The sequence below is a fragment of the Streptomyces sp. NPDC006516 genome, assembly GCF_040611875.1.
Lineage (GTDB): Bacteria > Actinomycetota > Actinomycetes > Streptomycetales > Streptomycetaceae > Streptomyces.
In genome coordinates, this window is the sequence record NZ_JBEXPD010000002.1 from 591,461 (window position 1) to 612,410 (window position 20,950).

23 protein-coding genes are annotated in these 20,950 nt (G+C 71.9%); 6 read left to right on the top strand and 17 right to left on the bottom strand.

What is annotated here, in order from left to right; genetic code table 11:
- Positions 1 to 4 precede the first annotated feature (4 nt).
- The 4 genes from ABZY45_RS08880 to ABZY45_RS08895 form a co-directional block, all read right to left on the bottom strand.
- A complete protein-coding gene (locus ABZY45_RS08880) occupies positions 5 to 313 on the bottom strand; it encodes a hypothetical protein (protein ID WP_356737584.1) in 309 nt (102 codons plus the stop codon).
- The gene (locus ABZY45_RS08885; RefSeq protein ID WP_356737586.1) at positions 310 to 1,296 is read right to left on the bottom strand and encodes a sigma-70 family RNA polymerase sigma factor; all 987 of its coding nucleotides are present in this window, start codon (positions 1,294 to 1,296) and stop codon (positions 310 to 312) included. The genes ABZY45_RS08880 and ABZY45_RS08885 overlap by 4 nt, the downstream gene beginning before the upstream one ends.
- A gap of 97 nt (positions 1,297 to 1,393) precedes the next feature.
- The gene (locus ABZY45_RS08890; protein ID WP_356737588.1) at positions 1,394 to 2,110 is read right to left on the bottom strand and encodes a L,D-transpeptidase; all 717 of its coding nucleotides are present in this window, start codon (positions 2,108 to 2,110) and stop codon (positions 1,394 to 1,396) included.
- An 89-nt stretch (positions 2,111 to 2,199) separates the two neighbouring features.
- A complete protein-coding gene (locus ABZY45_RS08895) occupies positions 2,200 to 3,507 on the bottom strand; it encodes an MFS transporter (protein WP_356737590.1) in 1,308 nt (435 codons plus the stop codon).
- A gap of 62 nt (positions 3,508 to 3,569) precedes the next feature.
- On the opposite strand from ABZY45_RS08895, the gene ABZY45_RS08900 reads away from it, so the two are divergent.
- Positions 3,570 to 4,523, top strand: a complete 954-nt coding sequence (locus tag ABZY45_RS08900; RefSeq protein ID WP_356737592.1) for a LysR family transcriptional regulator — start codon at positions 3,570 to 3,572, stop codon at positions 4,521 to 4,523.
- A 126-nt stretch (positions 4,524 to 4,649) separates the two neighbouring features.
- On the opposite strand, the gene ABZY45_RS08905 is transcribed toward ABZY45_RS08900, so the two are convergent.
- Positions 4,650 to 5,402 carry an alpha/beta hydrolase gene (locus ABZY45_RS08905; protein WP_356737594.1) on the bottom strand — a complete coding sequence of 251 codons (753 nt, stop codon included), beginning with the start codon at positions 5,400 to 5,402 and terminating at the stop codon, positions 4,650 to 4,652.
- A 103-nt stretch (positions 5,403 to 5,505) separates the two neighbouring features.
- On the opposite strand from ABZY45_RS08905, the gene ABZY45_RS08910 reads away from it, so the two are divergent.
- Positions 5,506 to 6,660: an adenosine deaminase gene (locus ABZY45_RS08910; RefSeq protein ID WP_356737596.1), complete on the top strand. Its 1,155-nt coding sequence runs from the start codon at positions 5,506 to 5,508 to the stop codon at positions 6,658 to 6,660.
- Between the two features lie 134 nt (positions 6,661 to 6,794).
- Positions 6,795 to 7,091: a hypothetical protein gene (locus ABZY45_RS08915; protein ID WP_356737598.1), complete on the top strand. Its 297-nt coding sequence runs from the start codon at positions 6,795 to 6,797 to the stop codon at positions 7,089 to 7,091.
- 77 nt (positions 7,092 to 7,168) lie between these two features.
- On the opposite strand, the gene ABZY45_RS08920 is transcribed toward ABZY45_RS08915, so the two are convergent.
- The 5 genes from ABZY45_RS08920 to afsQ1 all read right to left on the bottom strand — a co-directional run bounded on the left by ABZY45_RS08920 (position 7,169) and on the right by afsQ1 (position 11,003).
- A complete protein-coding gene (locus ABZY45_RS08920; RefSeq protein WP_356737600.1) occupies positions 7,169 to 7,372 on the bottom strand; it encodes a PspC domain-containing protein in 204 nt (67 codons plus the stop codon).
- Positions 7,373 to 7,463: 91 nt separating this feature from the next.
- Positions 7,464 to 8,039: a VanZ family protein gene (locus ABZY45_RS08925; RefSeq protein ID WP_356737602.1), complete on the bottom strand. Its 576-nt coding sequence runs from the start codon at positions 8,037 to 8,039 to the stop codon at positions 7,464 to 7,466.
- A gap of 104 nt (positions 8,040 to 8,143) precedes the next feature.
- Positions 8,144 to 8,797 (bottom strand): hypothetical protein, encoded by a 654-nt coding sequence (locus tag ABZY45_RS08930; RefSeq protein WP_356737603.1) that lies wholly within the window; start codon positions 8,795 to 8,797, stop codon positions 8,144 to 8,146.
- The gene (locus tag ABZY45_RS08935) at positions 8,797 to 10,329 is read right to left on the bottom strand and encodes a HAMP domain-containing sensor histidine kinase (RefSeq protein WP_356737605.1); all 1,533 of its coding nucleotides are present in this window, start codon (positions 10,327 to 10,329) and stop codon (positions 8,797 to 8,799) included. Before ABZY45_RS08935 ends, ABZY45_RS08930 begins: the two co-directional genes overlap by 1 nt.
- Positions 10,326 to 11,003: a two-component system response regulator AfsQ1 gene (gene afsQ1, locus ABZY45_RS08940; protein ID WP_015578482.1), complete on the bottom strand. Its 678-nt coding sequence runs from the start codon at positions 11,001 to 11,003 to the stop codon at positions 10,326 to 10,328. Before afsQ1 ends, ABZY45_RS08935 begins: the two co-directional genes overlap by 4 nt.
- A 182-nt stretch (positions 11,004 to 11,185) precedes the next feature.
- On the opposite strand from afsQ1, the gene ABZY45_RS08945 reads away from it, so the two are divergent.
- Complete coding sequence (locus ABZY45_RS08945) at positions 11,186 to 11,932, top strand: SigE family RNA polymerase sigma factor (RefSeq protein WP_356737607.1); 747 nt, start codon at positions 11,186 to 11,188, stop codon at positions 11,930 to 11,932.
- 152 nt (positions 11,933 to 12,084) lie between these two features.
- Here the strand turns inward: ABZY45_RS08945 and ABZY45_RS08950 are convergent, their stop codons facing one another.
- Complete coding sequence (locus tag ABZY45_RS08950) at positions 12,085 to 12,789, bottom strand: uridine kinase (RefSeq protein WP_356737609.1); 705 nt, start codon at positions 12,787 to 12,789, stop codon at positions 12,085 to 12,087.
- A gap of 85 nt (positions 12,790 to 12,874) precedes the next feature.
- On the opposite strand from ABZY45_RS08950, the gene ABZY45_RS08955 reads away from it, so the two are divergent.
- Entirely contained in the window at positions 12,875 to 13,300 is a 426-nt protein-coding gene (locus tag ABZY45_RS08955) for a hypothetical protein (RefSeq protein ID WP_356737611.1), read from the top strand.
- A gap of 58 nt (positions 13,301 to 13,358) precedes the next feature.
- On the opposite strand, the gene ABZY45_RS08960 is transcribed toward ABZY45_RS08955, so the two are convergent.
- The 3 genes from ABZY45_RS08960 to deoC are packed head-to-tail and all read right to left on the bottom strand — an operon-like array spanning position 13,359 to position 16,637.
- Complete coding sequence (locus ABZY45_RS08960) at positions 13,359 to 14,255, bottom strand: aldehyde dehydrogenase family protein (protein WP_356737613.1); 897 nt, start codon at positions 14,253 to 14,255, stop codon at positions 13,359 to 13,361.
- Positions 14,248 to 15,684, bottom strand: coding sequence for an aldehyde dehydrogenase family protein (locus tag ABZY45_RS08965; protein WP_356737615.1), 1,437 nt, complete (start codon positions 15,682 to 15,684; stop codon positions 14,248 to 14,250). The genes ABZY45_RS08960 and ABZY45_RS08965 overlap by 8 nt, the downstream gene beginning before the upstream one ends.
- A 5-nt stretch (positions 15,685 to 15,689) precedes the next feature.
- Positions 15,690 to 16,637, bottom strand: coding sequence for a deoxyribose-phosphate aldolase (deoC, locus tag ABZY45_RS08970; RefSeq protein ID WP_356738748.1), 948 nt, complete (start codon positions 16,635 to 16,637; stop codon positions 15,690 to 15,692).
- Between the two features lie 124 nt (positions 16,638 to 16,761).
- Here deoC and ABZY45_RS08975 point away from each other — a divergent pair, with 124 nt between their 5' ends.
- Entirely contained in the window at positions 16,762 to 17,400 is a 639-nt protein-coding gene (locus ABZY45_RS08975) for a PH domain-containing protein (RefSeq protein WP_356737617.1), read from the top strand.
- Positions 17,401 to 17,672: 272 nt separating this feature from the next.
- Here ABZY45_RS08975 and ABZY45_RS08980 read toward each other — a convergent pair whose 3' ends face one another.
- From ABZY45_RS08980 to ABZY45_RS08990, 3 genes are all read right to left on the bottom strand, one after another.
- Positions 17,673 to 19,313, bottom strand: a complete 1,641-nt coding sequence (locus ABZY45_RS08980) for a phospho-sugar mutase (protein ID WP_356737619.1) — start codon at positions 19,311 to 19,313, stop codon at positions 17,673 to 17,675.
- 114 nt (positions 19,314 to 19,427) lie between these two features.
- Positions 19,428 to 20,252, bottom strand: coding sequence for a purine-nucleoside phosphorylase (locus tag ABZY45_RS08985; protein WP_356737621.1), 825 nt, complete (start codon positions 20,250 to 20,252; stop codon positions 19,428 to 19,430).
- A 104-nt stretch (positions 20,253 to 20,356) separates the two neighbouring features.
- The gene (locus tag ABZY45_RS08990; RefSeq protein ID WP_073746014.1) at positions 20,357 to 20,794 is read right to left on the bottom strand and encodes a gamma-glutamylcyclotransferase; all 438 of its coding nucleotides are present in this window, start codon (positions 20,792 to 20,794) and stop codon (positions 20,357 to 20,359) included.
- Between the last annotated feature and the right edge of the window lie 156 nt (positions 20,795 to 20,950).

Consider the following 20,950-nt stretch of genomic DNA (forward strand, 5'->3'; position numbering starts at 1 on the left):
GCGCTCAGCGGGCCGTGGCGTGATCGCGTACGACCGTGGTGCAGATGTACTGCCTGTCGGGTGGGGCCTCGTAACCCTCCGGGAGCTTCGCGAGCGACGCGACGGCGCTCGGCGAGCCCGAGGGCGAGGGTGACGCCGTCGGGCACGAGCCCTCCGGCTGAGGCCCCGGTTCGGGGTTGCCGGCCGAGACCCCGGACGCGGGGGCGGGGTCCGGGCCCGCCGTGGCGGACGGCTCGCCCAGCCACAGCGTCGCCGCCCAGCCGCACCCCACGAGGAGGGCCCAGGTGATCACCACGGGACGTCTCACGCTCACGCGTCGGCGTCGAGGTGGTCCGGGAGCCCGAACAGCGGGAACCAGCGCGGGGTGTCCAGGAAGCAGTGCATCCCGGTGATCGCGCCGTCCTCGATGTCGATGACCTGCACCGCCCACGGCACGAATCCCGGCCCGTCCGGATTCGGCTTGTAGTGCGCGAAGGCCGGGGCCCCGTTGGCCTGGGTCGCCACCAGCCGGGAACCCTCGCAGCTCGCACCGAGGCTGAGCATGAAGCCCGTGATGTCGTCGTGGCCCCGCAGCCAGAGGTCGAACGGCGGCATGGTCATCACCGCGTCCTCGTGGAGCAGTGCCGTCAGCGCCGCCATGTCGTACCCCTCGAACGCCGCCACATAGCGGTCGAGCAGCTTGCGCTGCTCCTCGTCCAGGGGGTTCGCGGTGTCCGGGGCGGTGCTGTCCGTGTCCGCCAAGGTGGCCCTGGCCCGTTGCAGCGCGCTGTTGACCGAGGCCACCGAGGTGTCCAGGAGCTCGGCGACCTCGCTCGCCTTCCACGCCAGCACCTCGCGCAGGATCAGCACCGCACGCTGCTTGGGCGGAAGATGCTGGAGCGCGGCCACGAACGCGAGGCGCACCGACTCGCGTGCCACCGCGGCCTCGGCGGGATCGGCCACCGACGGCAGGATGCGCCCGTCGGGCATCGGCTCCAGCCAGGTGTTCTCCGGGAGGGGATTCAGCGCGGCCTGGGCGAGCGGGGTGGGCCCGGTCAGATCCACGGGCCTGGCCCGCTTGTTGCCCGCGTTCAGCATGTCCAGGCAGACGTTCGTCGCGATCCTGTACAGCCAGGAGCGCAGCGAGGAACGGCCCTCGAACTTGTCGAAGTTGCGCCAGGCACGCACCAGCGTCTCCTGGACCGCGTCCTCCGCCTCGAAGGCCGAGCCGAGCATCCGGTAGCAGTAACCGGTCAGCTCGACCCGGTGTCCCTCGAGGCGGGTGTCGACGTCCGCCGCCGCTGTCAGATCACTCATCGCTTCACCCCTGTTGCGCTGTGACACCGCTCACTCAGCACTGTGGAAGCTACCGCAGGGCACTGACAACCGGGGTGGGAAGAGTGGAAACCGCTGCTCAGGTGCCGGGCTTGCGTCCGTAGACGAAGACGTCGTCGCCGTTCTTCAACAGGTTCCAGTATGACTTCGCGTCCGCCGGGCGCATGTTGACGCAGCCCGCCGAGCCCGGGTTGTTGTACATGGACTTGGTGACCGAGTGGAAGGCCTGCCCGCCGTCGAAGAACTGGGCGTACGGCATGGACACGTCGTAGAGCGTCGACCAGTGGTCGATGTTGCGCCAGTAGATCTTCTTGGAGCCGGTCCGCGTCTCGTCACCGTTGCGGCCCGTGCGCACCGGGACCGGTCCGAACTTCAGCTTGGCGCCGTCCTGGATCCAGCTCAGCTGCCGGGTCAGGTCCACACACGCTATGCGGCCCTTGTTCGTGGGACAGTTCTTCGCCTTGTTCGGGGTCTTCCCGGCCGCCTTCTGGGCGGTGATGGTCTTCATCGTGCGCCAGGTGACCGGTCCCGCGTAGCCGGCGGCCGGGGTGATGCCCTTGGCGGACTGGAACGACCGGATCGCCTTGCAGTCCGCGCTCGACTGCCGGCCGTCCGCCGTCCGCCCGAGCCACTTCTCGACCTGCTTCTGGTACGGCCCGGCGGACGCCGTGCAGGACGCCGCCTGCGCGGCCGTCCCGGTGCCCAGCACCAGCGCCGGTGCTGCCACCAGGCCGGCGACGGACAGGACGGCCCCGCGCCGTACCCGTGCGCCGCTCGTCTTCCCCATGATTCTCATGTACGCCTGCTCCCCTTCGCGTTCGCCCGCGGTGTGTCACTCCGCTTGTTGGACGCGCGCAGGGGAGCCGCGGTTGTGCCGGGAAGGTCTCAGTTGTGCACCGGTGACGGGGCCCCGGCGCGGAGCCGCTCGCTCCTGGCCGCCCGGGTGCCGAAGAGGGTGATCGACAGGACACCGAGGACCGCCAGGACGCCCAGCGCGACCGTGCCCGCCCAGCCGCCGGTGTGGAAGGCGACGGCACCGAGCGTGCCGCCCGCGCTGGAGCCCAGGTAGTAGGCGGACTGGTAGAGCGCCGAGGCCTGGGCGCGCCCCGAGGTCGCCGTACGGCTCACCGAGGACGAGGCGACCGCGTGCCCCGCGAAAAAGCCGGCCGTGATCAGGACGAGCCCGGCCAGGACGGCGGCCAGCTGGTCGGCCAGGGACAGCAGCAGACCCGCGGCGGTCGTGGACACCGCGAGGTACAGCGCGCCCCGGCGGCCCAGCCGTGCGACCAGCCGGCCCGCGGCGGCGGAGGAGAGCGTGCCGACGAGGTAGACCAGGAAGATCGAGCCGACGATGCCCTGCGGGAGGCTGAAGGGCTCCTCCACGAGCCGGTAGCCGATCACGGTGTAGACCGCGCCGAACACCGTCATGAACAGCGCGCCGATCGCGTAGAGCCGGCGCAGCAGCGGGTTGGAGAGGTGACCGGTGACGGTCTTCGCGAGGGCCTTCGGGTTGAGCGAGGCCGGGGTGAAGAACCGGGCCTTGGGGATCATGAGGTGGAAGACCACCGCGCAGGTCACGGCGAGCAGCCCGATGGCGCCCAGTGCCACGCGCCAGCCCCACAGCTGGGCGATCCAGCCGGCCAGGATGCGACCGCTCATGCCGCCGATGCTGTTGCCCGCCACGAACAGGCCGATCGCGGCCACCAGCGCCTTGGGCCGCACTTCCTCCGCCAGGTACGCCATCGCGGAGGCGGGCAGTCCGGCCAGCGCCGCGCCCTGGATCGCGCGCAGCGCGATCAGCCAGCCGAGCGAGGGGGCGAACGGGACGAGCAGCCCGATCACCACGGCGACCGCCAGCGAGGCCGTCATCATCTGGCGCCGCCCGAAGCGCTCCGAGAGGGCGCTCAGCGGCAGGACGCACAGCGCCAGCGCGCCGGTGGCCGCGGAGACCGTCCAGCTCGCCTGCCCTGCCGTGGCGCCGAAGGACGCGGAGAGGGCGGGCAGCAGGGCCTGCGTGGAGTAGAGGAGTGCGAAGGTCGCGATCCCCGCGGCGAAGAGGGCGAAACTCATCCGGCGGTAGCCGGGCCCGCCGGGGGTGAGGCGGTCCTGGACGGCCTGGGTGGTGACGGCGGCGGATGACGGAACGGCGGCGTCCAGCGTGATGGTGGACGCCCCGGTACTGGCAGGAGGCATAGATCGAACGTAGACCGCACTGTTTCATGCGTCCAATGCATGAAACAGCGATAATCGTTCCCATGGTGCATCAATACAGCTCACAGCCCCGGCTGTCACCGAGTAGTTACGAAGAAGACATCCGTGCCGTGCTCGCACCCCGCCTCGCGTACTTCGAGGCGGTGGCCCGTCACGAGCACGTCACGCGTGCCGCGCACGAACTCGGTGTCCCCCAGTCGACGCTGTCGCGGGCCATGGTGAGGCTGGAACAGGACCTGGGCGTCGCCCTGTTCGCCCGCAGGGGCCGCACGGTCTCGCTCACCCCCGCAGGCCGCACCTTCCTCGGCTCCGCCGAACGCGCCCTGGCGGAGGTGGAGAAGGCCGCGGACTCCGTGCGGGCCGACGCCGACCCCACGGCCGGCAAGGTCGCCTTCGGCTTCCTGCACACCATGGGCTCCGAGACCGTGCCGGCCCTGATCCGCGCCTTCCGTGCCGACCACCCCAAGGTCCGCTTCCAGCTCGTGCAGAACTACGGCGAGGCGATGATCGAGCGCCTGCGGGCGGGCGAACTGGACCTCTGCCTCACCTCGCCCGTGCCCGACGCCCCCGACCTCGTGGCCCGGCGGCTGGACGAGCAGCGGCTGCGCCTGGTCGTCCCCGAGGACCACCGGCTCGCGGGCCGCCGCCGCGTCCGCCTGGCCGAGGCCGCCGACGAAACGTTCGTCACCCTCGAACCCGGCTACGGACTGCGGCGGATCACGGACGACCTCTGCGCGGAGGCGGGGTTCACCCCACGCGTGGCGTTCGAGGGCGAGGAGGCGGAGACGCTGCGCGGCCTGGTCGCGGCCGGGCTGGGGGTGGCCCTGCTGCCGCCGCCCGCCGTCGCCAGGCCCGGTGTGGTCGAGCTGACGGTCACGGCCCCGCGCGCGGCCCGTGAGATCGGGGTGGCCTGGCTGGACGGCCACCCCGACACGCCGCCGGTGGCCGCCTTCAAACGTTTCCTGCTCTCGCGCCGGGGGAGCCTGCTGCCGGACTGACCCGCGCGGCGCTCTCCGCCCGGCACACGCGGACGCTCCCTCGGCGCACCCGGCCCGCGCGGTCGCTGCCTCAGGGGCGGCGTTTCCGGTGCGGACGCTCCCTCGGTGCCGCAGCGGGCGGCCCCTTCAGTGCCGCAGCGAACGCCCGAAGCCAGCCGCGAGCGGCATCCGCAGCCCCAGCGGCGGGGGAGCGGCGAACGCGTCCGCGACCGGGCGGGCGTAGGAGCGGGCGAACAGCGAGCCCCCTATGAAGTCCGAGGCCAGTGAGACCACTTCGGAGCGGTGCTGGCGCAGCGCGTGGCCGTCCGAGTGCACCTCGAAGCGGCAGGTGTCCCGGTTGGACTTCTTCGCGCGCTCGGCCAGCCGGTAGGAGAGCTCCGGGTCCGTACGCGCGTCGTTCGTGCCGTGCACGATCAGCACCCGGCGCCCCGCCAGCTGCTTCACGGGCTCCGGCTCCGCGCCCTCCGGCAGCCAGGGTGCCATCGCCAGCACGGAGTTGACGGCCGAGTGCCCCGCGCCGCGCAGGGCGGCCCTGCCTCCCATGCCGTGCCCGACGAGGCAGACCGGGATGTCGCCGTAGCGGCGCACCACCTCGTCGGCCGCCCACAGGGCGTCGTCCGCGGGATCGCCGCCGCCGTTCCAGCCCCGGGTGCGGTAGCGCACCACGTGCACCGCGAGCCCGTCGGCCCCTCCCGCGCGGGCCAGGGTCCGGGCGAACGGCAGCTGCGCCGCGTACGAAAGGGTGGAAGGACGGCGCCGGGAGTCGGTCTCGCCGTCGGGAAGCAGCAGGACCACGCCGCTGACCTCGGATGCTGCTCCGGCCGTGAGGACGGCCCGTCCCAGCCTGGCGGCAGGCAGGGGAAGTACGCGCTGTGCCATGACAGAACAGTGTCAGAAGGGCAGGTGTATTCCATCTGGCTTCGCGGTCACTGTTACGCATCGGCAGTCGGCGTTCTACGCGCGTAGGCGTTAGAGTGCCCAGATGACGAGCCAGAGCCCGGATGTTCCCGGTCCCGACCAGATCCGCCGCGCGCCCAAGGTGCTGCTCCACGACCATCTCGACGGTGGCCTGCGCCCCGGAACCATCGTCGAACTGGCCCTCGCGCAGGGCTACGAGGCCCTGCCCGAGACCGAGCCCGACAAGCTGGGCGTCTGGTTCCGCGAGGCGGCCGACTCCGGCTCCCTGGAGCGCTATCTGGAGACGTTCGCGCACACCTGTGCCGTCATGCAGACCCGCGACGCCCTGTTCCGGGTGGCCGCCGAGTGCGCCGAGGACCTCGCCGAGGACGGTGTCGTCTACGCCGAGGTCCGGTACGCGCCCGAGCAGCACCTGACCGCCGGCCTGTCCCTCGAAGAGGTGGTGGAGGCGGTCAACGACGGTTTCCGCGAGGGCGAGCGCCGGGCGCGCGCCAACGGCCACCGCATCAGGGTCGGCGCCCTGCTCACCGCGATGCGGCACGCCGCCCGCGCCCTGGAGATCGCGGAACTCGCCAACCGCTACCGCGACCTGGGTGTCGTGGGGTTCGACATCGCGGGTGCCGAGGCGGGCTTCCCGCCCACCCGCCACCTCGACGCGTTCGAGTACCTCAAGCGCGAGAACAACCACTTCACCATCCACGCGGGCGAGGCCTTCGGACTCCCGTCGATCTGGCAGGCCCTGCAGTGGTGCGGCGCCGACCGGCTCGGCCACGGGGTGCGCATCATCGACGACATCGAGATCGCCGACGACGGCAGTGTGACGCTGGGCCGCCTCGCCTCCTACGTGCGCGACAAGCGCATTCCGCTGGAGCTCTGCCCGACCTCCAACCTCCAGACCGGCGCCGCGGCCTCGTACGCCGAGCACCCCATCGGGCTGCTGCGGAAGCTGCATTTCCGGGCCACCGTGAACACGGACAACCGGCTGATGAGCGGTACGAGCATGAGCCAGGAATTCGAGCGGCTGACCGAGACATTCGGATACACGCTCGACGACATGCAGTGGTTCACAGTCAATGCGATGAAATCAGCGTTCATTCCTTTCGATGAACGTCTGGCGATGATCAATGACGTCGTGAAGCCCGGATACGCGGAGCTGAAATCCGAGTGGCTCTTCCGTCAGACGGCTGCGACCAGCGGTTCTTCCTTCGCGGCAGGCTGAGGAATTCCCCATGGAAGCGGCCGGGACCACGGAATCCCGGCCGTTTTCCGTGTCCCGGCATGTTTGCGGCGGGGGTGCTTCGCTGACTACGTTGCAGAGCCGCTCACATCCCCTTCCCCAAGGATGAATTTCACATGAAGCAGTCTGCTGTCAGGACCCTCGGTGTCGCCGCTCTCGGTGCCGCTTTCGCCGCCGCCGGAGCGGGCAGCGCCTCCGCCGTGGCCGTGCCCGTGGACGCCGCGGCTGCCGCGCTGCCCGCCGGCGTCGCCCTCGACTCCGTGACGGACGCGCTGCCCGCCGTGCAGAAGGCCGCCGGCAGCCTGCTCGACCAGCAGCAGCGCGGCAGCAGCGACCTCTCGGCGCCCGGCACGAACCTGCTCGGCGGCCTCCCCGCCGGCGGCCTGACCGGCGTCCTGCCGATCGGCGGCTGACCGCCCGCACGCGCCTGTGGGGCGCACACCCGGCGAGGGTGTGCGCCCCACAGCTGTTCTCCCCGTGGCTCCTGCGGTCACCAGGCCGTCGCGGCCGGGGACTTCTCCGACGGCAGCAGGATCCACAGCGCCAGATAGAGCAGGAACTGCGGGCCGGGCAGCAGACACGACACCAGGAAGATGACACGCATCGTCGTGGCCGAGGTGCCGAAGCGCCGCGCCAGCGCCGCGCACACTCCAGCGATCATGCGTCCCTCGACAGGGCGGGCAAGTGCGGCCATGGTGGGCTCCTTCGCGAACCGTTTCGGGGAGCGGTTCCGTCGCGCTCCCGGTCATTCCATGGTCGCTCCGTGGAGAGGACAAAGCATCGCTCTACGGGGCGATACCGACCCCGGTAATCGTCGGGGACGACCCCTGAGGGGCCTCGCTCCGGAACGTACGGACCCCGGTCCCGATGCGGGAGAGATCACCGGCCCCGGCCCGGTTGCCCCGGCGTAGACGGGCTCTGGACAGCGGGACCACCAGCAGATGCGCCAGCGCGACCCCGGTGGTGTTCAGCAGCAGCGAGTCGACGTCGACGACCTGGCCCGGCACGCCCGTCTGCGCGAGCTCGATGGCCATCGAGATCAGCGCGCCCGCCGCGACCGTACGGGCCAGCGACGCCCACGGGGAGACCATCAGCCGGCCGCCCGCCATCGGCAGGAGTATGCCCAGCGGAGCCAGCAGCAGGAGCCCCTCGCCGATACGGCGCGCCGCCTCGGCCGGAGCCAGGGCCAGATCCGCCCTGATCCCGGCGAACGGCCGGAAATTCGCCGCGGTCATCCAGGGCACGTCCAGCGGGCGCAGGGTCAGCCAGCCGACGAACAGCAGATGCGCGAGGAGGAGGGCTAGCCCCGCCGCGCGGAAGTGGATGACGGCCGGGCCGTCCGAACTGTGACGCACGTCCACCAAGACGCCACGACCGGCAGGATCGGTTCCGCCCGGCTCCGCGAAGGCCGTGTGACGGGCGGCACGGGCCCCGGGAACGGGACCGCCGCCGCCTGCCACCGGCGTCAGGACAGCTCGGCCGCGCCGACCGTGGGCACGTCGGCGGGCCGGTTCTTCGTCTCCGTCGTGCACAGATAGCCCCGCGGCGCGTAGTCGCCCGGCCCGCCCAGCAGCACCGCGCCGCCCGTACCGAGGGTCTCGGTCTCCGCGTACGAGCACACCACCTGTGCCAGCGCCTCCGCCGGCAGGTCCTCCGGCTGCTCGCCGAGGCGCAGCGTGCCCTCAGGGTCCCCCTTCCGGGGGCCCGACACCCGCAGTCCGGCCGGTACGACCGTGGAGAAACCCGCACGCCGTTCCCCGGCGGAGGGCTCCTGCTGGAGCTCGCCCAGCAGGGCCTGCGCGACCGCCAGGCGCCCGGAACGGGACTCGTCCAGCTCGACGGTGCGGTCCACGGTCACCAGCTGCGAGGCGCAGACCAGATAGATCCGGACGGAGACGCTCTGCGGCGGCGGCGCCGGCACCTCGCCCGACGCCGTCCTGCACGGCATCCGGGACGGCGCCGCCCCCGCGTCGACCGGCACGGTGGTGCTCCTGATCCCGCAGCCGGCGGCCAGCGCCGCACCCGCCACGACGGCCGCCAGCGCCACGGCCGCCCGGCGCGGGCCCCGGCGTGCCGCCCGGCCCCCGCGCGGTGCGCCGTGCGCCCGCTCGCTGCGCATCACTTCGCGCCGCCCTTCTCGTCCCGGTCCGGGTCGTCCTGCCCCGGCGTGCCGGTCAGGCTGTCCGCGTCGCGCGGGAGCCGCAGCACGAACACCGCCCCCTCGCCGTCCGGCAGGTTCGAGGCCGTGATGTCACCGCCGTGGATGTGGGCGTTCTCCACCGCGATGGACAGCCCGAGGCCACTGCCCTCGGAACGTGGCCGGGAGGCGCTCGCCTTGTAGAACCGGTCGAAGACGTGCGGGAGGACCTCCTCGGGGATGCCCGGGCCGTGGTCGCGCACCTCGATGACCAGCTCGTCCTCGTCGGTCCGTACGGACACCCGTACCGGCGAGCCGCCGTGCTTGAGGGCGTTGCCGATCAGATTCGCCAGGATCACGTCGAGCCGCCGCGGATCGAGCCGCACCATGATTCCGCGCTCCGCGTCGAGATCGACCGCGTCCAGCCAGGCCCGGGCGTCGATGCAGGCGGTCACCTGGTCGGCGACGTCGACCGTGTCCAGGACGAGCCTGGCCGTACCCGCGTCGAAGCGGGTGACCTCCATGAGGTTCTCCACCAGGTCGTTCAGCCGCCGCGTCTCGCTCACCACCAGGTGCACGGCAGGCGCGATCATCGGGTCGAGGCTGTCCGCCTCGTCCTCCAGCACCTCGGCCACCGCGGTGATCGCGGTCAGCGGGGTGCGCAGCTCGTGCGACATGTCGGCGACGAACCTGCGGCTCGACTCCTCCCGCGCGCTCATGTCCGCGACCTTCTTCTCCAGGGAGCTCGCGGCCTTGTTGAACGTGTGGGAGAGCTCGGCCAGTTCATCGGTGCCCGACACCACCAGGCGTGTGTCCAGCTTGCCCTCGCCGAGCTTGCGGGCCGCGTCACCGAGCCTCTGCACCGGCCGCAGCACCGTCGTCGCGGCCGCCTGGGCGAGCAGCGCCGAACCGACGAGCGCCAGCGCGGTGGCGATCCCCAGGGACCAGGCCAGCGAGCTGAGGTCCTCGCGCTCCTGGTGGAGCGACTTCAGCATGTAGCCGGAGGGGCCACCGCCGATGATCTTCGTGCCGGCCACCAGATAGGGGGTGCCGCGGATCGTCGTCCGCTGCCAGAACAGGTGGTACTCATGGGGGTTGCTCGACGTCAGCGGCTGCTTCTTGTCGACCTGTTCCTGCAGCGACGCGGGCACGTCGAGCTTGGTGAAGTAGTCGATGTCTGAGGACCCGGTCACCGGCTTGCCGTCGGACGTGCCGACCAGCAGCACGTGATAACCGGGACCGCTGCTCGCCATCTGCTCGGCGGTGTCCCGCAGTTCCACCGCCGTGGGCTGGAGCGGCAGCGAGGCCGCCCGGTTCTGCATCTGGCGGCGGAAGTCGCCCAGCGCCGCGTCCTGCGTACGCGTCAGGACCGCCTCACGGTTCAGCCAGTACGCGATGCCCGACGCGGAGACCGCGGCCGTGAGCGCCACCAGCGCGAACACGATCAGCAGCCGCAGCCGCAGGCTGGTCCAGCGAAGACCCGCGAGCACGGAACGCTTCGCGGACACGGTCACTGAGGCGAATCCAGCCGGTAGCCGACACCCCGCACGGTACGGATCAGGGTCGGCGAGGACGGAACGTCCTCCACCTTCGCCCGCAGCCGCTGCACACAGGCGTCCACCAGCCGTGAGTCACCGAGGTAGTCGTGCTCCCACACCAGCCGCAGCAACTGCTGCCGGGACAGCGCCTGTCCGGGGCGGCGGCTCAGTTCGAGCAGGAGCCGCAGCTCGGTGGGTGTGAGCTGGAGGTCCTCCCCGTTCTTGGTGACCGTCATCGCGGAGCGGTCGATGACGACGCTCCCGAAGGTCGCCGAGTCGGTGGACTCCCTCTCACCCCGGCGCAGCACCGCACGGATACGCGCGTCGAGCACGCGCCCCTGCACGGGCTTCACCACGTAGTCGTCCGCGCCGGACTCCAGTCCCACCACGACGTCGATGTCGTCGCTGCGCGCGGTCAGCAGAATGATCGGCAGCTGGTCGGTACGCCGGATACGCCGGCACACCTCGAAACCGTCGATCCCGGGCAGCATCACATCCAGCACGACCAGGTCCGGCCGCTGCTCCCGGAGCAGCTCCAGGCCGTCCTCTCCCGTCGCCGCGGTGGCCACTCGGTGGCCCTGGCGTGACAGCGAGAGTTCGAGGGCCGTGCGGATGGCGTCATCGTCCTCGATCAGCAACAGGAAAGGCACGGGGGTCATTCTGGCCCATGGTGGTGCCACGTTTCGACAATCCCCCCTACCCGATCCTTCGGCGGGACCGGCCGACATGCCCTGTGACAGCCCTGTGACAGTCGGGGGACAGCGCCATGAAACTGCCCCGGCAAGCTCATTGGCACACGGAACGAACGGACTCCACCGATGGGGGGCGCCAGATGAACGCACTGCACAGCACCACCTCAAGCGCAGTAGTCACGCGCCTCCACGACGTCGGACGGAGCCCGGAGAAGTCCGGCGCCGGAGTACGGGGGTGCGTTCGTGGCGCCGGGCGTCAGCACGCGTCGTATCTGACGATGGTTGACGCGTCCACGGGGGAAAACGGGGGAAACGCGTACGGGGAGGGCTCGGGGGAGCGGACGGTCCCGGCACAGGCACAGGACGCCGAAGCGGCGTTCACCGCCTATGTCCAGGAGCGCCGTGCCTCCCTGTACGCGACCGCCTACCACCTGACCGGCGACCGGTTCGAGGCCGAGGACCTGCTGCAGAGCGCCCTCTTCTCGACCTACCGGGCCTGGGACAGGATCAGCGACAAGGCCGCGGTCGGCGGATACCTCCGCCGGACCATGACCAACCTGCACATCAGCGCGTGGCGCAGGCGCAAGCTGAACGAATACCCGACCGAGGAGCTGCCGGAGACGGTGGGCGACACGGACGCGATGCGCGGCACGGAACTGCGTGCGGTGCTCTGGCAGGCGCTCGCGCGGCTGCCGGAACTCCAGCGCACGATGCTGGTCCTCCGCTACTACGAGGGCCGCACCGACCCGGAGATCGCGTCCATCCTCGACATCAGTGTCGGCACGGTGAAGTCGAGCATCTGGCGGTCGCTGCGGCGGCTGCGTGAGGACGAGGTCCTCAGCTTCGGCCGTGACGAGCAGGAGTCCTTCGGCGAGCTGGTGGCCTGAGGCCTACGGGGGACACGGGGACAACGGGGGAACACGGGGGAAGGGCCGCGGCTTCGGGGGAGGCCGCGGCACGGGGGTGAACGCAGCGGGGGCGGACAGGCCGGGGGGTCCTGTCCGCCCCCGCTCGCGTGCGCCCGGCGGGACGTAGTGCGTCAGTTCGCCACGCGGCTGCGCGGGGCACGGCAGCGGCCCGCCGCGGCGTCGGCCAGCCGCCCCAGGGCCTCCTGACGGGCACAGGGATACGCGCCCAGCGCGGCCTGGCGGGCCACGATGGCCCGCTCGGCACGCATCAGACGCCATCCGCGCCGCAGCAGGAAGGGCACCGACTTCCGGCCCTCCCGCAGATCCCGCACCAGGCGCCGCCGGAACGTCGTGGACGGACGCCCGCGCAGGCACAGCGCGTCCGCCAGCAGGCCCAGCTCCCGGCAGCGCTCCACGATGTCCGCCGCGAAGATGCCCTCGGCGACGAACAGGGGCGTGCGCTCGATGTCCAGCGTCTCGTGACCGACCCGGGAGCTGGTGGCGATGTCGTACAGCGGGACGTGCGTGCGCCCCGTGCGGCACAGCTCGGCTATGGCCGCCACGGCCGCGTCCTCGTCCCAGGACAGTGCCGAGTCCCAGTCGATGTCCATGCTGCCGGTGACCCGCGGCAGTGTCGGATCGTTTGCCTCCTTGTAGAAGTCGTCCAGGCGCAGCACCGGGAGACCGCTGCGAGCGGCGAGGGACGACTTGCCGGAGCCGGAGGGACCGGCGAGCAGCACGACGCGAGTGGGGATCGGTTGGGAACTCACAGAACAGAAGTGTGAGGCATTGACCCGCGCAGGGGATCCCCGGGAGGTCCTGTTGGTATCGAGCATCACACCTCAACTACTCTGCGACCACACCTCAACTACTCTGCGCGCACGAACGATTACCCGGCACGCCCCGATCAGGTGGGAAAACATGGCTCGTCATGCACTGTCCAAGCCCCGGCACCGCGCGCTGCTGCGCGCCGGTCTGACCCTCACCGCACTCGGTGCGGCGCTCGGTGCGGGAGGAGCCGCGGCCCAGGCCGCTCCGCTGCCCGCCACGCCCGCCACCGGAGCGGACACCGCGGACAGCACCCTGGGGGCGGTCGGCGACGCGGCGGCGCCGGCGCTGACCAGCGCGCTCGGCTACGGCCTCGCGGGGGCCGTCAAGCCCGTCACGGACCTCCAGCTGGACCCGCTGGCCGGTACGGGCGTGGACCCGCTGGACAACGCGGTGGGGGCGCAGGTCGCCGACTTCAAGCCGGTGACCACCGCGCTCGTCACCGATCCGATCACCAGCGGCGCCGCGCTCGGCGACCTGCCCGTGGTCGGGCAGATCACCGGCCTGGTGACCGGCTGACCGGCATACACGTGCGTGTGGGGCCGCCTTTCCGGGCGGCCCCACACGCACGTCCGGGTCAGTACGAGGAGCCGGAGGCTCCCAGGGCGCCCGTCGGGTGCCAGACCGTCTTGGTCTCCAGGAAGGCCGTCAGGCGCAGGGTGCCCGGGTCTGCGGCCCAGTCGCCCGTGTCCACAGCCTGTGGACGCAGGACGCGCTTGAGGTTGTCCGCAGCCGCGATCTCCAGCTCCTTCGCCAGAGCGGCGTCGGCACCCGTGAGGTCGATGGCGTTGACGTCCTGGTGCGCCGCCAGCGGCGCCGCGAGCTCCGCCGTGCTGCCCGACAGGATGTTCACCACACCGCCCGGCAGGTCCGAGGTCGCCAGGACCTCGCCCAGGGAGAGCGCGGGCAGCGGAGCGCCGGCGGAGGCCACGACGACCGCGGTGTTGCCCGTGGCGATCACCGGGGCGATCACCGAGACCAGACCGAGGAACGACGACTCCTGCGGTGCCAGCACGGTCACCACACCCGTGGGCTCCGGGGTCGAGAGGTTGAAGAACGGGCCCGCGACCGGGTTCGCCCCGCCCACGATCTGGCCGATCTTGTCGGTCCAGCCCGCGTACCAGACCCAGCGGTCGACCGCCGCGTCCACGACGGCCGCCGCCTTGGACTTCGACAGCCCCTCGGCGTCCGCCACCTCGCGGACGAACTGTTCGCGGCGGCCCTCCAGCATCTCGGCGACGCGGTAGAGGATCTGGCCGCGGTTGTACGCCGTCGCGCCGGACCAGCCGCCGAACGCCTTGCGCGCGGCCACGACCGCGTCACGGGCGTCCTTGCGGGAGGACTGCGGGACGTTCGCCAGCCACTTGCCCTTCGAGTCCGTCACCTCGTACACCCGGCCGCTCTCGGAGCGGGGGAACTTGCCCCCGACGTACAGCTTGTAGGTCTTGAAGACGCTCAGTCGCCCGTCAGACATCGAGGTAGGCCTCCAGACCGTGACGGCCGCCCTCGCGGCCGAAGCCCGACTCCTTGTATCCGCCGAACGGCGAGGTCGGGTCGAACTTGTTGAACGTGTTGGCCCAGACGACGCCCGCCCGGAGCTTGTTCGCCACCGCGAGGATGCGGGAGCCCTTCTCCGTCCAGATGCCCGCGGAGAGGCCGTACTGGCTGTTGTTGGCCTTGGCGACGGCCTCGTCCGGGGTACGGAAGGTCAGCACCGACAGCACGGGGCCGAAGATCTCGTCGCGGGCGACGGTGTGCGCCTGGGTGACGTCGGTGAACAGGGTCGGCGCGAACCAGTAACCCGAGGAGGGCAGTTCACACGGCGCGGTCCAGCGCCCGGCGCCCTCCGCCTCGCCCGTCTCGACGAGCGCGGTGATCCGGGAGAGCTGCTCCGCGGAGTTGATGGCGCCGATGTCGGTGTTCTTGTCCAGCGGGTCGCCGAGTCGGAGCGTGGACAGCCGGCGCTTGAGGGAGTGCAGCACCTCGTCGCGCACCGACTCCTGCACGAGCAGCCGTGAGCCCGCGCAGCAGACCTGGCCCTGGTTGAAGAAGATGCCGGTGACGATGCCCTCGACCGCCTGGTCGACCGGGGCGTCGTCGAAGACGATGTTGGCGCCCTTGCCGCCCAGTTCGAGCGTGGCCTTCTTGTCCGTGCCCGCGATCTGGCGGGCGATGGCCTTGCCGACGGCGGTGGAGCCGGTGAAGGCCACCTTGTTCACGTCCGGGTGGTCGACCAGCGCCGAGCCCGCGTCGCCGTACCCCGTCAGGATGTTGACGACACCCTTGGGCAGGCCCGCCTGGCGGCAGATGTCGGCGAAGAACAGCGCGGACAGCGGCGTCGTCTCCGCCGGCTTCAGGACCACGGTGTTGCCGGTGGCGAGCGCCGGGGCGATCTTCCACGCCAGCATCAGCAGCGGGAAGTTCCACGGGATGATCTGACCCGCCACACCGAGCGGGCGGGGGTTCGCCCCGTAGCCCGCGTGGTCCAGCTTGTCGGCCCAGCCCGCGTAGTAGAAGAAGTGCGCGGCGACGAGGGGGAGGTCCGCGTCGCGGGTCTCCCTGATCGGCTTGCCGTTGTCCAGGGTCTCCAGGACCGCGAGCTCACGGGAGCGTTCCTGGATGATCCGGGCGATGCGGAAGAGGTACTTGGCGCGCTCGGAGCCGGGCAGGGCCGACCACTTCTCGAACGCCCTGCGGGCCGCCTTCACGGCCCGGTCCACGTCCTCGGCGCCCGCACGGGCGACCTCGGAGAGCACCTCCTCGGACGAGGGGCTGACCGTCTTGAAGACCTTGCCGTCCGCCGCCTCGGTGAACTCACCGTCGATGAACAGGCCGTACGAGGGTGCGATGTCGACGACGGAGCGGGACTCCGGAGCCGGTGCGTAATCGAATGCAGATGCCATGGGGATCAGTCCACCGTCACGTAATCGGGGCCGGAGTAGCGGCCGGTGCTGAGCTTCTGGCGCTGCATCAGCAGGTCGTTCAGCAGGCTGGAGGCGCCGAAGCGGAACCAGTGGTTGTCCAGCCAGTCCTCGCCCGCGGTCTCGTTCACCAGGACGAGGAACTTGATCGCGTCCTTGGAGGTACGGATGCCGCCGGCGGGCTTCACGCCGATCTGCACGCCCGTCTCCTCACGGAAGTCGCGCACGGCCTCCAGCATCAGCAGGGTGTTCGCCGGTGTCGCGTTCGTCCCGACCTTGCCGGTCGACGTCTTGATGAAGTCGGCGCCGGCGAGCATCCCGAGCCAGGAGGCCCGGCGGATGTTGTCGTACGTGGAGAGCTCGCCGGTCTCGAAGATGACCTTGAGCCGAGCGGTGCCGCACTCGGCCTTCACGGCGAGGATCTCCTCGTAGACCTTCAGGTAGCGGCCCGAGAGGAAGGCGCCGCGGTCGATCACCATGTCGATCTCGTCCGCCCCGGCCGCCACGGCGTCGCGTACGTCCGCGAGCTTGACGTCCAGCGCCGCCCGCCCGGCGGGGAAGGCCGTCGCGACGGACGCCACCTTCACCCCGGAGCCGGCCAGTGCGGCGACGGCGGTCGCCGCCATGTCGGGGTACACACAGACCGCGGCGGTGCGCGGGGTCGTACGGTCGGTCGGGTCGGGATTGACGGCCTTGGCGGCGAGCGCCCGGACCTTGCCCGGGGTGTCCGCGCCTTCCAGCGTCGTGAGGTCGATCATCGAGATGGCGAGATCGATGGCGTACGCCTTGGCGGTCGTCTTGATCGAGCGGGTCCCGAGGGAGGCGGCGCGCGCTTCGAGACCGACGGCGTCGACGCCGGGCAGCCCGTGCAGGAAGCGGCGCAGCGCACTGTCGGACGCCGTCGCGTCGGCGAATGCATGAGCAGTGGTGGGCATGGTCACCACATGAGCATATCTACGCGCGTAGCGACCTGTACAGGGCCCACCCCGATCCGGGTCATACGCGGACCGCGCGAGGTCGCGCCCCGACGGCCGCCCCGCTTCAGGCAGAATCGGGAGCATGACGAGCCCCACACCCCCCACCGAGCCCGCCTACGCCGACCGGACGTTCCGTTCGGGCGCCGGGCTGGTCAGCGGCGCGCTGCTGATCCTGCTGGTCGGCTGGATCGGCGGCGACGCGGTGTTCCGGGGCGAGGGCCACGTGCCGTGGCTGGCGCTGGCCGCGCTGCTGACGGTGGTCCCCCTGATCGTCGCGTTCACCCTGCGCCCGGCGGTGTTCGCCGACGAGGAGCGGATCCGCATCCGCAACCCGTTCCGCACGATCGTGCTGCCCTGGGCCGACGTCTCCACGGTGCGTGCCGCCTACTCCAGCGAGGTCTTCACGCACGACGGTGACAAGTACCAGCTGTGGGCGGTCCCGGTCTCGCTGCGCGAGCGCAAGCGCGCGGCGAGGAAGGCCACCCAGCAGGCGCACGACGACCCGTACGGCAGGGCCTCCGTCCACGCCGACGTCCGGGACTCGCAGGCCCGCGCGGCGGCGGCGGACCAGACGGTGAGCGACCTGCGGGAACTGGCCGAGCGTGCCGCCGCGCGGAAGGAAGCGCCCACGACCACCGCGTCGGTGCGCTGGGCCTACGAGGTGATCGCCCCCGCCGTGGTGGGAGCGGTCCTGCTCGTGGTGCTGCTGGCGATCGCCTGACGCTCCCCGGCGGGGGCGCGGGTGCCCACTCCCCGGCGGGGGCGTGGCTGCCCAGGCGCCTGACGTGTGCCCAGCGGGCCGCTCGCGCGGAAAGCCGACCGCATCGCGAGAGCCGACCGCGCGGCCTGTCCGCTCCCTGCCTCCGTCACCCTGGGACAGGCCCGCCCCCGTCGGCGGCCCGTACGAGGGCGCGCCGGTGCTCCGGCCGTGCGCCGGACCGGACACCGGCTTCACGCATCCGACCCCGGTCCGGGTGCGCAGGCCGCGCCCGGTCAGATTCCCGCGGCGGCCGCCAGGTCCCGCTTGATGTCGGCGAGCAGCGCCGTGGCCTGCTCCCGGGCGGCCGGGAGGCCGTCCGCGCCGGGGACCGGCACCACGACCTCCAGGTAGCACTTGAGCTTCGGCTCGGTGCCGCTCGGCCGGACGATGACCCGGGCGCCCGCCAGGTGGTAGCGCAGCCCGTCCGTCGGCGGCAGCGCCTCCGTGCCCAGGGAGAGGTCCTCGGCCGAGGTGACGGGGAGGCCCGCCAGGGCGGCCGGGGGAGTCTCCCGCAGACGGCGCATGGCGTCCGCGATGACCGTCAGGTCCTCCACCCGCACGGACAGCTGGTCCGTGGCGTGCAGGCCGTGTTCGAGCGCGAGGTCGTCGAGCAGGTCCAGGAGGGTGCGGCCCTCCTCCTTCAGCACCGAGGCCAGCTCGGTGATCAGCAGGGCGGCGGTGATGCCGTCCTTGTCGCGGACGCCCTCAGGGTCCACGCAGTAGCCCAGGGCCTCCTCGTATCCGTACCGCAGGCCGTCGACGCGGGCGATCCACTTGAAGCCCGTCAGCGTCTCCTCGTATCCGAGGCCGGCCTTCTCCGCGATGCGGCCCAGCAACGACGAGGACACGATCGACTCGGCGAAGACGCCCGTGGCGCCCCGGCTCACCAGGTGTGCGGCGAGCAACGCGCCGACCTCGTCGCCGCGCAGCATCCGCCAGCCTCCCCCGGCCGACGCGTCCGGGACCGCCACCGCGCAGCGGTCGGCGTCCGGGTCGTTCGCGACGACGAGGTCGGGCAGCGCCCGGCGCGCGGTCGCGAACGCGAGGTCCATGGCGCCGGGCTCCTCCGGGTTGGGGAAGGCCACGGTGGGGAAGGCCGGGTCGGGGTCGGCCTGTTCGGCCACGAGCACGGGCTCGGGGAAGCCCGCCCGGGCGAAGGCGGCGGTCAGGACCGCCGTGCCGACGCCGTGCATCGCGGTGTACACGGTGCGGGCGGTCCGGGGCGAGCCGGGGCTCAGGACGGCGTCCGTACGCGCGAGATAGGCGGCCAGGACCTCGTCGCCGAGGATCTCCCAGCCGGACTCCGGGCGCGGCACGCCGTCGAGCGGGCCGACCGCCGCGATCGCCGCGGCGATCTCCGCGTCGGCCGGGGGCACGATCTGGGACCCGTCACCGAGGTAGACCTTGTAGCCGTTGTCGCGCGGCGGATTGTGGCTGGCCGTGACCTCCACACCCGCGACGGCCCCCAGGTGCCGTATGGCGAACGCCAGGACGGGCGTGGGCAGCGGGCGGGGGAGCACCGCCGCGCGCAGACCCGCGCCGGTCATCACCGCCGCCGTGTCCCGCGCGAAGTCGGCCGACTTGTGGCGGGCGTCGTAGCCGACGACCACGAGCCCGCCGGCCTGCCCCCGCGCCTTCAGGTAGGCGGCGAGCCCGGCGGCGGCGCGGATGACGACGGAGCGGTTCATGCGCATCGGCCCGGCGCCGATCTCCCCGCGCAGGCCCGCCGTGCCGAACTGGAGCGGGCCCGCGAAGCGGCCGGCGAGCGTCGTGAGGTCCCCGGCGTCGATGAGCGCGGCGAGTTCCGCCCGGGTCTCGGGGTCCGGGTCCTCGGCGAGCCAGGTCCTGGCCTGCGTGATGAGGTCCTGCTGCACGGTGTCCGCCTTTCTGCGGGTACGGGGGTGGGGCCGGCCGGGGCCGCCGTGTGCGGCTGCCCGGGGCTCGGCCCCGGACACCGGCGCCTCGGACTCGGGCGAGGCCGAAGCTGCTCAGATCCGGTCGAGTACCCGCGCCAGCAGCGCGCCCATCCGGGTGGCCGAGTCACGGCCTGCCTGGAGGACCTCCTCGTGGTTCAGGGGTTCACCGCTCAGGCCGGCGGCCAGGTTCGTGACCAGCGAGATGCCCAGCACCTCCGCGCCCGCCTCTCGCGCGGCGATGGCTTCGAGGACCGTGGACATGCCGACCAGGTCACCGCCCATGACCCGGACCATGTTGATCTCGGCCGGGGTCTCGTAGTGCGGGCCGGGGAACTGCACGTACACGCCCTCTTCGAGCGTCTCGTCGATCTCCTGGCACAGCGCGCGCAGCCGCGGCGAGTAGAGGTCGGTCAGGTCGACGAAGTTCGCGCCCACGATCGGCGAGGCCGCGGTGAGGTTGATGTGGTCGCTGATGAGGACCGGCTGGCCGGGGCGCATGCCCTCGCGCAGCCCGCCGCAGCCGTTCGTGAGGATGACGGTCCGGCAGCCCGCCGCGGCGGCCGTGCGGACGCCGTGGGCGACGGCGGCGACGCCGCGGCCCTCGTAGTAGTGCGTGCGGCCCAGGAAGACCAGGACGCGCTTCTCCCCGATCCGGTACGAGCGGATCGTGCCGCCGTGACCCTCGACCGCGGGGGCGGGGAACCCGGGCAGCGCGGTGACGGGGAACTCGGCCTCCGGAACGCCGAGCGCATCGCCGGCGGGGGCCCACCCGGAGCCCATCACCAGAGCGACGTCGTGGGTCTCTGCGCCGGTCAGCTCGCGCAGGCGGGCAGCGGCGTCGGCAGCGGCGGCACGGGGGTCGCCCTGGATGTGGTCCGGAATAACAGATGCGTTCACGCGGATGAGGGTAACCGGTGATTCCCTACGCGCGTAGATGCGTCCCCGCAGAGTCTGGCCGGTCGTACTCGTACTTTCCTACGGAAGGGGCCCGGAGGCCGTGCTCAGCAAGGGTGCTTGCGCAGGTTCATCACGTAGTCGTGCGGCGCGCCCGCGGACTCGGCGGCATCCGCCACCTCGCCCAGATACCGCGCGGACGGCAGCCCGCCCTCGTAGCCGTTGAGGACGTACATCCAGGCCGGTTCCTCGCCGTCCAGCGTGTGCACGCGCACCCGCATACGGCGGTAGATGTCGAGGCCGACGCCCTCCCACCGGTCCATGGAGTCCTCGTCCATGGGGGCCAGGTCGTAGAGCGCGACGAACACCTGCGAACGGGGTGCCTCCACCACCGTGGCCAGCGCGCCCTCCCAGCCCATCTGCTCCCCGCCGAAGGTCAGCCGCCAGCCGTTGAGCCAGCCCGTGCCGCGCAGCGGGGAGTGCGGAGCGCGGCGCGTCATCAGCCGCGCGTCGAGGTTGCCGGCGTACGCGGCGTAGAGCGACATGGGGTCGAGGGTACGGGAGGTGACCGGGGGAGTGCGGGTTCCGCCGGGGAAGACCCCTCGGCCGTGAGCGGCAGGCGGGGGCGTGGAAGGCCCTGTCCCGGCCAGGCACGTTCCCGGATGGAGGGCCCCGGGGCGAAGCACCTTGGCGCGTGCGGG